Consider the following 13,703-nt stretch of genomic DNA (forward strand, 5'->3'; position numbering starts at 1 on the left):
GTTAAGGAATCGAACATGCTGCCACGTTTTGGGTTACCTGTTCTTTGTCTCGCTGCACTGATACCCGCGTTGGCGGCAGCGGCCCCTGAGCGCGAATTTCCCAGTGAGGAGGGGATGCTGAGCGTCAGGACACTTGCCGAAGGCCTCAAGCACCCTTGGGCGCTGGCTTTTCTCCCCGATGGCAAGGGAATGCTGGTGACTGAGCGCCCCGGTAACCTGCGTCTGATCAGCAGCGAAGGCCAGGTCGGGCCACCAATCAGTGGTGTACCGCAGGTTTGGGCCACTGGCCAAGGGGGTCTGCTTGATGTCGCGCTGTCGCCAACCTTCAAGATTGATCGGCTGGTGTACCTGTCCTTTGCCGAGGGAGGGGGTGAAGGCGGTACTGCCGGCACAGCGGTGGGGCGTGGTCAGTTGTCGGCAGACCTCGCGCATCTGGACGATTTCAAGGTGATTTTCCGTCAGTTGCCGAAGCTGTCGAACGGATATCATTTTGGTTCCAGGCTGGTGTTCGACCGTGATGGCTACCTGTTTATTGCATTGGGTGAGAACAACGACCGGCTCAGCGCCCAAGACCTGGATAAGCTACAGGGTAAGGTGGTGCGTATTCTCCCGGACGGCCAAGTGCCAAAGGACAACCCGTTTGTCGGACGCAAGGATGCCCGTGCGCAAATCTGGTCATTTGGTCACCGCAATCAGCAGGGGGCCGCGCTCAACCCCTGGACGGGGGAAATCTGGACGCACGAGCATGGGCCTCGTGGTGGTGACGAGATCAATATCCCGAAACCCGGCAAGAATTACGGTTGGCCACTGGCAACCCATGGCATCGACTATTCACTGATGCCGATACCTGAAACGCAGGGTAAGCATGTTGATGGTATGGTCGACCCACACTATGTCTGGGAAAAGTCCCCGGCTATCAGCGGTATGGCGTTCTACGACAACCCGCGCTTCAACGCCTGGCAGCACAACCTGTTCATAGGTGCGTTGGCTGCGCAGAGTTTGATTCGCCTGAAGTTGGAGGGGGACGCCATCGTTCATGAGGAACGCCTGCTCGGTCCGCTCAATGCGCGCATACGCGATGTTCGACAGGGGCCGGATGGCTATCTGTACCTGTTGACTGACGCGGAGGATGGTGCCTTGTTGAAGGTGGGGTTGGAGCCATAAGCGCTATTCGCGTAATGCTGGCGCTCTGACGTTGCCGGGCGTTAGGCTTGGCGTTTTGCCTGAGACGCTCCTGATGTCTGGCTTCAGCCAACCTTCACCGTTGCAGTTCTATCAGCAGGCGATTGCCTGCAATGGCTTTGTCGCCGATGTTGCCCAGTTGCAGGCCGCAACGGCCCTGCAGGCGTGTTTCGACGCCTTGGAACAGGGTGTGCCAGCACGTGGCGTCTATCTTTGGGGGCCGGTGGGGCGCGGCAAGACCTGGTTGATGGACCAGTTTCACCGCAGCCTGAGACAGCCCGCGCGGCGCCAGCATTTCCACCACTTCATGCGCTGGGTGCACCAGCGTCTGTTCCAGCTCAACGGTACGGCTGATCCGTTACGGGCCTTGGCGCGCGCTTTGGCTGAAGAGATTCGGGTGCTGTGTTTCGACGAACTGTTCGTTAACGATATTGGTGATGCGATCATTCTGGGCCGACTGTTCCAGGTCTTGTTCGAAGAGGGCGTCGTTGTCGTTGCCACCTCTAACCAGCCGCCGCAACAGCTCTATCAGGACGGCTTCAATCGTGAGCGCTTTCTGCCAGCCATCGCGGCGATTGAGCAGCATATGCAGGTCGTCGCTGTGGATGGCGGGCAGGATCACCGTTTGCACCCAGGGGCGGCCAAGCAGCGCTATTGGGTGCAACAGCCTGGCGAGCGCAGTGCGCTGGGGGCAGTGTTTGCCAGTTTCTGTGGCGATGCCGCGTGGACCACTGAACCACTTTCTGTCGAGCACCGTAGCGTGCAGGTGGTGCAGCGCAGCGATCAAGTACTGTGGTGCCGCTATGCTGACCTCTGCGAGCAGCCGATGGCAGCGCCGGAGTTCATAGCCTTGTGCGACCGCTTCCAGGCGATTCTGCTGAGCGAGGTACCCGCCCTTGGCGCGATTCAGCGGCCGGCAAAAATTGCGCGTGGCACTGAGGACGGCGTCGAACGGGTCGCCGCAGGTGACCGTGAGTTGCCGCAGTTGTCGGTACAGGATGATGGTGTGCGGCGCTTTATCGCGTTGGTCGATGAGTGTTACGACCGTCGGGTGGCCTTGTACCTGGAGGCGCAGGTACCGCTGGAAGCGCTCTACACTCAAGGGTATCTGGAATTCCCGTTCCGGCGCACGTTGAGCCGCTTGCGGGAGATGCAACTGCAACGCTTCTGCTGAGGAGCTGATCATGGCCGAGCCACTGTCGCATCACTTGCTGACCATGGCCTACAACAATGCCTGGGCCAATCACCGGTTGTACAAGGCTTGCCTGCAATTGACCCAGGATGATTTCGTTGCGCCACGCTGCGGCTTCTTCCCGTCAATCAAGGCCACGCTTGAGCACATTCTGCAGGTCGACAGTTTCTACCTCCAAGCCTTGGAGTGCGAACACCGCGGTGAACCTCCGGACACTGAGGCCGAAGGACTCTTCGAGCCTCAGGAGATTTTCGAAAGCTGTGACCAACTGCAGCGTGAGCAGGCGCAGGTAGATCACCGTCTGATCGCCTACTGCAGCCAGTTGCACGACCATCAGTTGCAGCGAGAGGTCAGCATTGTTCGGCCTGGACGTGTGCAGAGTGAGCAACGTTTGCGGCTGCTGGCGCACCTGTTTCAGCATCAGATCCACCACCGTGGTCAAGTGCACGCGATGCTCGCCGAGACTGAAATACCGCCACCGCAGCTCGACGAGTTTTTCTTTGCGCAGGAATCTGACCTGAGGGCTCAGGATTTTGCCGAGCTGGGTTGGACAGAGGAACAGATCTGGGGCTAGTGCGGTGCCAGTATCAACGGTGTATCCAGCCGAGGGTGAACAGCGCAAGTATCAGGTAGCGACCACCCTTGGCCAGACTGACGAGTAACAGAAAGCGCCAGAACGGTTCGCGCATTACCCCGGCGATCAGGGTCAGCGGGTCGCCGATCACCGGCATCCAGCTCAGCAGCAGCGACCACTGACCGTAACGTTGGTAGCGCTGTTGCGCCTTGTTCAGTTGTTCGGGCTTGAACGGAAACCAGCGTTTGTCGCGTAGCTGTTCTATACCACGGCCCAATAACCAGTTAACGACCGAGCCCAGCACATTACCGAGTGTGGCAATCAGCAGCAGGCTTAGCACTGCCTCGGGCTCGCCAATCAGCAAGCCCACCAATACCGCTTCGGACTGCATGGGCAGCAGTGTCGCTGCCGCAAAAGCACTGAGAAACAGCCCCCAGTGGCTGAGCATGAACACGTGATCAGTACGTGGCGATCACTTCGTCAGTGCCGTCTTTGGTCAGGCCGATGACCTGGTAGGCGTCTTTGTGGTCACCCATTTCCATGCCGGGTGACCCCATTGGCATGCCCGGAACAGCCAGGCCTTTCAGGTCTGGGCGCTTGGCCAGCAGCTTGATCTGCTCGGCGGGGACATGGCCCTCGACGAATTTTCCATCGATGACACCGGTGTGGCATGAAGCCAGTCGCGGCGCGACGCCCAAGCGTTCTTTGACCGCGCTCATGTTCGGTTCGACGTGGTCATTGACCGTAAAGCCATTGTCCCGCAGGTGACTGATCCATGCCTTGCAGCAGCCGCAGCTAGGGTCGCGGTAGACATCAATGGTCTGCCCGGCTTGCGTCAGGGTGCTGAAGGCCAGCAGGCCAAACAGGGCGATTTTCTTGGTCAGCATGGTTAATCTCCAGATCCGGAAGTTGGCGCGCGACGCGTGTTCGAGTGCCCAGCGGTTAGTCGGCAGAATAGCGGAATTGGCCTTCAGGCGCAGCGCGGCCTGTTGCCGCTGGCTCATCCCCTCTGTAACGGAGCGGGAGACAGCGATCACGCTGAGGGCGCGATTCTAGCCCGTTTGCCCTGTCAGAAAGCTGAGCATTGGATTACAGATTTGTAAGGTGTTGTCAGCGGCCTGATCGGGGCGTTAGCCTTGAATAAGTAAGGGTTATTGAGCAAGGAGTCTCCATGCAGCATGTCATCGTCATCACCGGCGCAAGCCGTGGCATTGGTGCCGCCACCGCACGTCTTGCGGCGCGACAGGGCTATCGGGTGTGCATCAACTATCACGCCGACGATCAGGCCGCCGAGCGTGTGCTGGCAGAGGTCCGCGAGTTGGGTGCCGAGGCGATTGCCGTTCGCGCCGATGTCAGTGTCGAAGACGAAGTCATCCAGTTGTTTCATCGGGTCGACAGTGAGCTGGGGCGGGTAACGGCGCTGGTCAACAATGCCGGGACCATTGGGCACTCGAGTCGGCTTGAGGACATGTCCGAGTTCCGTCTACTCAAGCTGATGAAGACCAATGTGGTGGGGCCGATGCTCTGTGCCAAACATGCGCTGCAGCGGATGTCGACCCGTCACGGCGGATTGGGGGGCAGTATCGTGAACGTATCTTCGGTGGCCGCCCGGCTGGGTTCGCCCAACGAGTACGTCGATTATGCCGCCTCCAAAGGTGCGCTGGACACGTTCACCGTAGGGCTGGCCAAGGAGGTGGCGGGTGAAGGTGTGCGGGTTAATGCGGTGCGCCCTGGCTACATCCACACCGATTTCCACGCGCTCAGTGGCGACCCGGACCGGGTCAGCACGCTTGAGTCCAGCATTCCGATGGGGCGCGGCGGACAGGCCGAAGAAGTGGCCGAGGCGATTATCTGGTTGTTGTCAGACAAAGCCTCCTATTCCACCGGCAGCTTCATCGACCTCGGCGGTGGTCGATGAAGCGCCTGCAGATCAGAACGAGCGGACGATTCGCCCCAGCGTCTCCATGGCTTTTTCAGATTGCTCGGTCCAGGGGCTGCCGTAGTTCAGTCGAATGCAGTTACGAAAGCGCTGGGTGGCCGAAAAAATAGGCCCCGGCGCAATGCTGATGCCCTGCGCCAAGGCCATCTGGAACAGCTTCAGAGAGTCCATCTGCTCCGGCAACTCCAGCCATAGGAAGTAACCTCCGTCCGGATGACTGACCCGTGTTTGCGCCGGGAAGTGCCGGGCAATTGCAGCGAGCATGGCGCTCTGCTGTTCTTCCAGGGCATAGCGCAGTTTGCGCAGGTGGCGGTCATAGCCGCCGTGTTGCAGGTAGTCGGCAATGGCTGCCTGTGCCGGCATCGAGGCGCACAGCGACGTCATCAGCTTGAGCCGTTCGATCTTCTGGGCGTAGCGACCGGCGGCGACCCACCCTATGCGGTATCCGGGTGCCAGGCTTTTGGAGAAGGAGCCGCAGTGCATCACCAGGCCATCGGTGTCGAACGCCTTGGCTGGTTTAGGCGCCTGTTGGGCATAGTAGAGCTCGGCGTAGACGTCATCTTCGATCAGTGGCACCTGATGTTGACGCAGCAGTTCCACCAGCTGCTTCTTTTTCTCATCCGGCATGCTGGCGCCTACCGGGTTCTGGAAGTTGGTCATGCACCAGCAGGCTTTGACCGGATGCCGTTCCAGTGTCTGGGCAAGGACGCCAAGGTCGATACCTTCGCTGGGGTGAACGGGAATCTCCACTGCTTTGAGCTTCAACCGTTCGAGCACCTGCAGGCAGGCATAGAAGGCAGGCGCCTCGATGGCCACCAGATCGCCGGGTTCGGTGACGGCTTGCAGGCACAGGTTCAGCGCCTCCAGGGCGCCGTTGGTGATCAGCAGCTCCTCCATCGGTAGCATCAAACCACCGACCATGTAGCGCAGGGCAATCTGTCGACGCAGCTGCGGGTTGCCCGGTGACAGGTCGGTAACCACCATGCGCGGGTCCATTTCCCGGCTGGCGCTGGCCAGCGACCGGGCCAGGCGTGGCAGCGGGAACAGGCTCGGGCTTGGGAAGGCCGAGCCGAAGGCGACGGTTTGCGGGTCTTTGATCGAGTCGAGAATGGAGAACACCAGTTCGCTAACGTCAACGTCGGTGGACTCGCTGGCCTGTTCGATGACCTGCGGTTCATTGAACTGGCGTGGCGCGTGGGCATTCACAAAATAGCCTGAGCGTGGCCGGGCCCGGATCAGCCCGCGACGCTCCAGCAGGTAGTAAGCCTGGAACACCGTGGACGGGCTGACACCGTGGGTCTGGCTGGCATAGCGCACCGACGGTACCCGCTGGCCGGGGCCGAGCACCCCGGAACGGATCAGTTCGGCAATATCGTCGGCGAATTTCTCGTAGCGTTTCATCATGGCTCGGCAGGTTCTGAGTACACGGAGTGTATGTGATCAGCGGTTCAACGGCGCGACAAAACGGCTGCGGGCGATGCTGTACACCCCGGGCTCATCACGGTCGACGATTTCAAAACCGATTTCCTTGGAGCTGCTGTCTGGACGGTCGGCGAGCATGGCTACCGAGACCGGCAAGTCGCTGATCTCACCCGGTGCCAGGCTGAATTCAGTCTGGCCGTGGAGCACGAAGCCTTCGCTATCGACCAGGCGTAGGCGGTACTGCTGACGTTGCTGGGTCTTGTTGATGACCTTGAGGGTGTAGATGTTTTCAATCTGCCCCAGGTTGTTTTCACGGAACAGTCCGCGGTCTTTGCTGACATCGAGCGAGACCATTGGGCGCTGGTTCAAGGCCATCATCAGGGCACCGATCATCACCACCAGTACGGTGCAGTAACCGAGGAAGCGCGGGCGCAACCAATGGGTCTTGCCTCCTTGCAGGGTGTGTTCGGACTTGTAACCGATCAAGCCGCGGTCATAGCCCATTTTGTCCATGATCGAGTCGCAGGCGTCGATGCAGGCCGCACAGCCGATGCATTCCATTTGCAGGCCGTCACGGATATCGATGCCGGTCGGGCAAACCTGTACGCACATATGGCAGTCGATACAGTCGCCCAAGCCCTTGGCCTTGTGGTCGACGTCTTTCTTGCGTGCGCCGCGTGATTCACCGCGTCGCGGATCATAGGCAACAGTCAGGGTGTCCTTGTCGAACATCACGCTCTGGAAGCGTGCGTAGGGGCACATGTGCATACAGACCGCTTCACGCAGCCAGCCGGCATTGATGTAGGTCGCCCCGGTGAAAAACAGGATCCAGAACAGGCTGACGCCGCCCAGTTGCAAGGTGAAGAGCTCTTCGGCCAACGGTCGGATGGGTGTGAAGTAGCCAACAAAGGTCAGCCCGGTCAGCACGCTAATGGTCAGCCACAGGGTGTGCTTGGCCGAACGGCGGGCCAGCTTGTTCAGGGTCCAGGGGGCGGCATCCAGTTTGATCCGCTGGTTGCGCTCGCCTTCGGTGACTTTCTCGCACCACATGAAGACCCACGTCCAGGCGCTTTGTGGGCAGGTGTACCCGCACCAGATGCGCCCGGCAAATACAGTGATTGCAAACAGGCCAAAGGCGCAGATGATCAGCAATGCCGAGAGCAGGATGAAATCCTGCGGCCAGAAGGTGGCACCGAAAATATGGAACTTGCTTTCGGCCAGGTCCCAGAGGACGGCCTGACGCCCGCCCCAGTTCAGCCAGACAGTGCCGAAAAACAGCAGGAAAAGAAAGCCGGCACCGCCGATGCGCAGGTTGCGGAACAGGCCGGTGAAGCTGCGGGTGTGAATGTGTCCATCGCTGCTGGCGGCCTTCTTCTTGACGGGGGAGGGCTCGGCAATCTCAACGATCTGGACGGGGATTCTATCGCTCATGGTTCGTCGCTCATCAGGCCTCGATCAGGCCAGAGCACTATGGCGAGCCATCTGTTTGCATAACAGGCTCAGGTATTGCGATAAAAACCGTATCAGATTCAGTTGAGCGGACGCGTAGGCCGCACACCGCCTGCCTTTGGCCGTTATGCGTGATTTGCCTGCGACTATCCACCGCACCTGTTGTAGAGGTACTGATGAGTGGTTGGCTGGGCATATTTTTCAAGGGGCAGGAAGCACTGAGGGGAGCCTAGGCTCCCCTCAAAGATTGTTGCGTGCTCTTTTTATTATTGTGAGGGTGGCCTTTTGTTGTTTTTGTCGGCCACGACCTCTGTGTTGCGGGCGATCCCCATCCGGGATCAAGAGCAAACGTATTTTTTTGAGCGCTGATCTGCTTTCATCATTGCTGATACAACCTGACAGGCGCTACCTTGGGGTAGTTTTATTGTTCTCTGTGTCTGGTCGTGGGGCACGCCCCCGAAAAGCACATCATCTCCAAAAAAATCTGTTAGCTGCGTCTCTGCCGTGGTTGTTCTTGTTATGCCAGAGTCGTTACGTCTTGTTTTTATTGGGTTGTCACATTTTTTATTGTTGTTGTACCAAACATATAGCAGGTGCCGTGCCAACTTTTTAAAAGCCAATAAAATCAACGGTTTAGCGATTTTGCTGGAATGGCTGGTCGGGAGATTCTGTCGATTTGTTTCCGTGTTACCCGTTTTTTCCCTGAAAAACGTGGGAGCGGTAACACTGGCTGTGAGGCCGGCTGTTACCGCTGCGGGATTACTGGGCGTTACGTGCGCGGGCAACACGTGAACCGCTGGCGCGGCCCAGTACGGCGCTGATCCGTTGGCCGGCTGCAATCAGTGCATCCAGGTCGATGCCGGTCTTGATGCCCAGGCCCTGGAGCATGTACAGCACGTCCTCACTGGCCACGTTACCGCTGGCGCCCTTGGCGTAAGGGCAGCCACCCAGCCCGGCGACCGAGCTGTCGAACACGGCAATCCCTTCCAGCAGGCTGGCATAGACGTTGGCCAGTGCCTGGCCATAGGTATCGTGGAAGTGGCCGGCCAGTTGTGCTCGTGGTACCTGTGCACCAACCACGTCGAACATCCGGCGGGTTGCGCCTGGGGTGCCGGTACCGATGGTGTCACCCAGCGAGACTTCATAGCAGCCCATGTCGTAAAGCTCGCGGGCCACCGGGGCCACTTGCTCGGCGCTTACCGCACCCTCGTAAGGGCAGCCCAGTACACACGACACATAGCCGCGTACACGCACGCCGTGCTGGCGTGCAGCGTCCATGATCGGTACGAAGCGCTGCAGGCTTTCGCTGATCGAGCAGTTGATATTGCGCTGAGAGAACGCTTCAGAGGCTGCAGCGAAGACCGCAACTTCCTTGACCCCGGCGGCCAGGGCATCCTCGAAACCGCGCAGGTTCGGTGCCAGGGCGGCGTAGGTAACACCGGCTTTTTGCTGGATGTGGGCGAACACGTCGGCGGACCCCGCCATCTGCGGTACCCACTTTGGTGAGACGAAGCTGCCGACTTCAATGTAGCCAAGCCCCGCAGCCGTCAGGTCATCGACCAGTTGTACCTTGTCTGCCACGCTGATCGGCTGGGCTTCGTTCTGCAAGCCGTCGCGGGGGCCGACTTCGACCAGGCGAACGTTCTCGGGCATTGTCATTGGGAAGGTTCCTGTGACGCCTCAACGGCGCTTTTCTGATTGTTCAGGGTGGTTGCCAGCGCCTGTATGCAGCGCTCTTCGGCAGTGTCCAGTTCCAGTTGCATCTGCTGGATATCCAGTAGCTGCTGTTCCAGTTGGGCACGCCGCTCGGCGATCTTCGCCAACATACTGTTGAGCTGCTTCTGGTTGCCGCTGCTGGGGTCGTAGAGTTCGATCAGCTCGCGGCACTCCGCCAGCGAAAAGCCGATTCGCTTGCCGCGCAGGATCAGCTTCAGGCTGACCTTGTCGCGGGCTGTATAGATACGCTCCAGGCCCCGACGTTCGGGGCTGAGCAATCCCTGTTCTTCATAAAAGCGAATGGCGCGGGTGGTGATGTCCAGTTCGCGGGACAGGTCGGAAATACTGTACGTCTGGCTACTCATGGCAAGGCTCGGCTAGGTGCATGGGCTAAACCTAAAGGCAGCTTTACGTATACGTCAAGCCGGATCGTCATTGTGTACGCAATAGGCGTTCAGTTCAGGCCTGTTCTTGCTGCGTTTCTTTCGCGACGACTCGCTGGCACAGTTCGATGATCTGCTCGCGCATCCAGCGGTTGGCCGGATCCTGATCGGTGCTCTCGTGCCAGTACAGGTGAGTTTCCAGAGGCGGGACATCGTTGACCGGCAAGGGTGTGAAATTCAATTGGTGGCGGCGGGCAAACCGCTCCGGCACGGTCATCACCATGTCGGTCTGCTGCAACACGTGCGAGGCCATCAGGTAATGCTGTGAACGCAGGGCGATCTTGCGTTGCAGGCCCATCTTGCCCAGCGCCAGGTCGACATACCCCAGGCCGTTGCGGCGGCTGGAAATATGGATGTGGGTCAGGCTCATGTACTCATCCAGGCTGAGGGTGTCCTTGGCCAGCGGGTGGCCCTGGCGCATGGCGCAGACATATTGGTCCTGCATCAGCTTTACATGACGCACTTGCGGGTCGGTGTTGAGCGGGGCGTCGACGGCGAAATCGAGGCGCCCAGCGGCCAGTTCCTTGGTGGTCTCGCGGCGTTTGCACAGGAAGCTTTCGATGACCACAGCGGGTGCCAGACGTCGCAGGCGCTGGAACAAAGGCGGCAGAATCAGCGCTTCGGTCAGGTCCGTCATGCTGATACGAAAGGTCTTGTTCGCCTGCAGTGGGTTGAAAGTCCGGCTTTCCTGTACCGACACCCGCAGCAACGACAAGGCATTACGCACCGGGCCGATAATGTTCTGAGCCATGGGTGTAGGCACCATGCCTTGGGCCGTACGCACGAACAGGGGGTCGTTGAAGGTGTCACGCAGCCGTGCCAGGGCGTTGGAGACCGCAGGCTGGGTAATGCCGACGATCTGCCCGGCGCGGGTCAGGTTGGCTTCGGTGTAGATCGCATCAAAGACGATGAACAGATTGAGGTCGACCTTGTTCAGGTTCATGGGCGCTGCTCTTGTAGGTGTTATGGCTCGATCATATATCGGTTATGAATGTTTATACACGCCGAGAATAGGTTATGTGGATTTTGGCCGGTGAACTACAGTCTGCTCAGTCCCCTTTTTACGCAGCAGGTACCGTCAATGGATTTCGCCTATTCACCCAAGGTCCAGGCGTTGCGCGAGCGCGTCATGGCGTTTATGGATACCTATGTCTACCCGGCCGAAGCGGTCTTCGAGCGTCAGGTCGCCGAGGGTGATCGCTGGCAGCCGACTGCAATCATGGAGGAGCTCAAGCGCAAGGCTCAGGCCGAAGGCTTGTGGAACCTGTTCTTGCCTGAGTCGGAGCTGGGGGCTGGGTTGACTAACCTGGAGTACGCGCCGCTGGCCGAGATCATGGGCCGCTCATTGCTGGGGCCGGAGCCATTCAACTGCTCGGCACCGGACACCGGCAATATGGAAGTGTTGGTGCGCTACGGCAGCGAGGCGCAGAAGCAGCAGTGGCTGGTGCCCTTGTTGCGGGGTGAGATCCGTTCTGCGTTCGCCATGACTGAACCGGACGTGGCGTCGTCCGATGCCACTAACATGCAAGCCACGGCGGTACGTGATGGCGACGAGTGGGTCATCAATGGGCGCAAATGGTGGACGTCCGGTGCCTGCGATCCGCGCTGCAAGATCATGATCTTCATGGGCTTGAGCAACCCGGAGGGGCCGCGTCATCAACAACATTCGATGATCCTGGTGCCCACCGATACGCCCGGCGTGAACATCGTTCGGCCATTGCCGGTGTTCGGTTACGACGATGCGCCTCATGGCCATGCTGAAGTGCACTTTGAGAATGTCCGCGTCCCCTATGACAACGTGTTGCTGGGCGAGGGCAGGGGGTTCGAGATTGCCCAAGGCCGTCTCGGCCCCGGTCGCATTCACCATTGCATGCGCTCGATCGGCATGGCGGAGCGTGCCCTGGAACTGATGTGCAAGCGCTCGGTGGAGCGCAGCGCATTTGGCAAGCCGCTGGCGCAGCTGGGCGGTAACATCGACAGAATCGCTGACTCGCGGATGGAGATCGACATGGCCCGCCTGTTGACCCTCAAGGCCGCTTACATGATGGACACAGTGGGTAACAAGGTCGCGCGCAGCGAGATCGCTCAAATCAAGGTCGTGGCACCGAACGTTGCGTTGAAGGTGATCGACCGGGCGATTCAGATTCATGGGGGAGCCGGCGTTTCCGGGGATTTCCCGTTGGCCTACATGTACGCGATGCAGCGCACGTTACGATTGGCAGATGGCCCGGATGAAGTCCACCGGGCCGCGGTCGGTAAGTACGAGATTGGCAAGTACGCACCGCGGGAGCACCCGCGCCGCGAGCATCAGTAAACCCAGACCTCAACCCGGCGGTTGCGAAGGCGGCTCTCGTCCTGGTCGTTCGCCGCCACCGGCAGCTCGGCGCCCAGACCAAGGATCTCCCTGGCGGTCACACCTTGGCGCGCCAGTTCGCGGCGCACGGCCATGGCCCGCAATTTGGACAGCAGGGTTGCCCGCGCCGGGTCGCTCTTGGCGTCACCGAACCCTACCAGGCTGATCTTCTGATCGAGCTTGCCGGTGCGCTTGAGGTACGCCACCACCCGCTGCAGGTCGGCCTGGGCCTTGTTGTCCAGCGTGGCACTGCCTTCGGCGAAGCGAAAATTCACCGAGAGCCGTTGTGCCTGTTCAAGCAGCCCCCGATAGGCTGCCGGCATCTCGGCATTGGCCCGTACCGGCATCGCCTGAATGGTTTGGGCAATGAAGCCGCTGGCGGTGACGATGGACTGGCCGGATTCGCTTTGTGCAAAGCGAATCAGCGCTTGAGCCCATGGGTTGTGCTGGCCGGGTGGCAGGTAAAAGTACAACCGGCGGGCCAGCGGGTAATCCTCGCTGGCGATCAACCCAGGCGTTGGTAACATCGCACTCGCTGCACCGTCGGCGATGGCCAGGACTTTGGCACCATGCACCGAACTCAAGCTGCTGAAGCCAATCGCCTGGCGATCACGACGGACTTCGGCGGCCAACTGTTCACTCGATTCAAACCGAGTGGTACTGGTTGCCAGCGTCAGATCATGGGTATCGAGTACCAGGCTCTTGAAGGTCTCGAACGTACCGGAGCGATCGTCGCGGGCGTACAAACGGATCGGTCCGCTGCCCAGGCCCAACGCTTCCCAGGTTGTAATGCGGCCCGCGAAAATGTTGGCCAATTGTTCGGTAGTCAATTGCGGCAAAGGATTGTCCGGGTGGACGATGACCGCCACGCCATCAAGGGCGATGACCTGTTCGGCCTCGGCACTTTTCAGGTCGCCCAGCGCCTCCAGGTCTACAAGCTCGCTGTCTTTGATCGGGCGTGAGGCCGCCGCAAGGTCGGCGTCACCGGTTTTAAGCGCAGTAAAACCGGTACTCGAACCGTGGGCTGCGATGCTCACCTGGATCAACTGTCCTTGTGCAGTGCGGCCTTTTACCTGGACTTCGTTGGCAACCGCGCCGGGCAGCGTCTGGATATCCTGCACGGCTTGCGCTTGCAGCATGCCGCGTACCAATGCGGGTGCCAACACACTGCCGATGGTGTTGGAGCCCTGCAGGCGCAACACGGTCTGCTCCGCGTGCGCGGCGACCGGGAGTGCGGCCAACAGGCTGAGTAGCAGGCGAAAAACGGGGGGGAACATGCCAATGGGTGCTCGCGGCTGAAAAGTCGTGCCGGAAGATTAAGACAGTACGATGACCGCAAGATGACGAAGCGCCCAGCATCCTGGCTGAATGGAACGTCGACGCCATGGCTACTACCCTCACAGAACAACCTGCTTCGAGTGGCGTTCTGTGGC

General features: G+C 59.8%; 13 protein-coding genes. 5 read left to right on the forward strand and 8 right to left on the reverse strand.

The genetic code is table 11. From position 1 onward, the window contains the following. The first annotated feature begins 15 nt into the window (after positions 1-15). From IE038_RS18510 to IE038_RS18520, 3 genes are all read left to right on the forward strand, one after another. On the forward strand, positions 16-1,164 hold the full coding sequence (locus tag IE038_RS18510; protein ID WP_163934613.1) for a PQQ-dependent sugar dehydrogenase: 1,149 nt from the start codon (positions 16-18) through the stop codon (positions 1,162-1,164). A gap of 73 nt (positions 1,165-1,237) precedes the next feature. Beyond that, on the forward strand, positions 1,238-2,356 hold the full coding sequence (gene zapE / locus IE038_RS18515; protein WP_189396103.1) for a cell division protein ZapE: 1,119 nt from the start codon (positions 1,238-1,240) through the stop codon (positions 2,354-2,356). Positions 2,357-2,366: 10 nt separating this feature from the next. Continuing rightward, positions 2,367-2,948 carry a DinB family protein gene (locus IE038_RS18520; RefSeq protein ID WP_163934610.1) on the forward strand — a complete coding sequence of 194 codons (582 nt, stop codon included), beginning with the start codon at positions 2,367-2,369 and terminating at the stop codon, positions 2,946-2,948. A 13-nt stretch (positions 2,949-2,961) separates the two neighbouring features. On the opposite strand, the gene IE038_RS18525 is transcribed toward IE038_RS18520, so the two are convergent. Both IE038_RS18525 and IE038_RS18530 read right to left on the reverse strand, forming a co-directional pair. After that, entirely contained in the window at positions 2,962-3,396 is a 435-nt protein-coding gene (locus tag IE038_RS18525) for a YqaA family protein (RefSeq protein ID WP_163934607.1), read from the reverse strand. Positions 3,397-3,406: 10 nt separating this feature from the next. Then, the gene (locus IE038_RS18530) at positions 3,407-3,835 is read right to left on the reverse strand and encodes a DUF411 domain-containing protein (RefSeq protein WP_189396078.1); all 429 of its coding nucleotides are present in this window, start codon (positions 3,833-3,835) and stop codon (positions 3,407-3,409) included. A 284-nt stretch (positions 3,836-4,119) separates the two neighbouring features. On the opposite strand from IE038_RS18530, the gene IE038_RS18535 reads away from it, so the two are divergent. Continuing rightward, positions 4,120-4,866 (forward strand): SDR family oxidoreductase, encoded by a 747-nt coding sequence (locus IE038_RS18535; RefSeq protein ID WP_163934606.1) that lies wholly within the window; start codon positions 4,120-4,122, stop codon positions 4,864-4,866. Positions 4,867-4,878: 12 nt separating this feature from the next. Here the strand turns inward: IE038_RS18535 and mapR are convergent, their stop codons facing one another. The 5 genes from mapR to IE038_RS18560 all read right to left on the reverse strand — a co-directional run bounded on the left by mapR (position 4,879) and on the right by IE038_RS18560 (position 10,860). Continuing rightward, complete coding sequence (mapR, locus tag IE038_RS18540; protein ID WP_189396079.1) at positions 4,879-6,288, reverse strand: GntR family transcriptional regulator MpaR; 1,410 nt, start codon at positions 6,286-6,288, stop codon at positions 4,879-4,881. A 39-nt stretch (positions 6,289-6,327) separates the two neighbouring features. After that, positions 6,328-7,740, reverse strand: coding sequence for a cytochrome c oxidase accessory protein CcoG (gene ccoG, locus IE038_RS18545; RefSeq protein ID WP_189396080.1), 1,413 nt, complete (start codon positions 7,738-7,740; stop codon positions 6,328-6,330). A gap of 777 nt (positions 7,741-8,517) precedes the next feature. Continuing rightward, positions 8,518-9,417 carry a hydroxymethylglutaryl-CoA lyase gene (locus tag IE038_RS18550; protein ID WP_189396081.1) on the reverse strand — a complete coding sequence of 300 codons (900 nt, stop codon included), beginning with the start codon at positions 9,415-9,417 and terminating at the stop codon, positions 8,518-8,520. After that, positions 9,414-9,839, reverse strand: a complete 426-nt coding sequence (locus IE038_RS18555; protein ID WP_065758515.1) for a MerR family transcriptional regulator — start codon at positions 9,837-9,839, stop codon at positions 9,414-9,416. The genes IE038_RS18550 and IE038_RS18555 overlap by 4 nt, the downstream gene beginning before the upstream one ends. Positions 9,840-9,933: 94 nt before the next feature. Beyond that, positions 9,934-10,860, reverse strand: coding sequence for a LysR family transcriptional regulator (locus IE038_RS18560; protein ID WP_163932106.1), 927 nt, complete (start codon positions 10,858-10,860; stop codon positions 9,934-9,936). A 138-nt stretch (positions 10,861-10,998) separates the two neighbouring features. On the opposite strand from IE038_RS18560, the gene IE038_RS18565 reads away from it, so the two are divergent. Next, positions 10,999-12,231, forward strand: a complete 1,233-nt coding sequence (locus tag IE038_RS18565; protein WP_163932104.1) for an acyl-CoA dehydrogenase — start codon at positions 10,999-11,001, stop codon at positions 12,229-12,231. On the opposite strand, the gene IE038_RS18570 is transcribed toward IE038_RS18565, so the two are convergent. Continuing rightward, the gene (locus tag IE038_RS18570; RefSeq protein WP_189396082.1) at positions 12,225-13,547 is read right to left on the reverse strand and encodes a substrate-binding domain-containing protein; all 1,323 of its coding nucleotides are present in this window, start codon (positions 13,545-13,547) and stop codon (positions 12,225-12,227) included. The two genes, IE038_RS18565 and IE038_RS18570, sit on opposite strands and share 7 nt — an antisense overlap. Positions 13,548-13,703: the final 156 nt, after the last annotated feature.

It is taken from the genome of Pseudomonas laurentiana, from assembly GCF_014648275.1.
In the GTDB taxonomy this organism is placed as follows: Bacteria; Pseudomonadota; Gammaproteobacteria; order Pseudomonadales; family Pseudomonadaceae; genus Aquipseudomonas; species Aquipseudomonas laurentiana.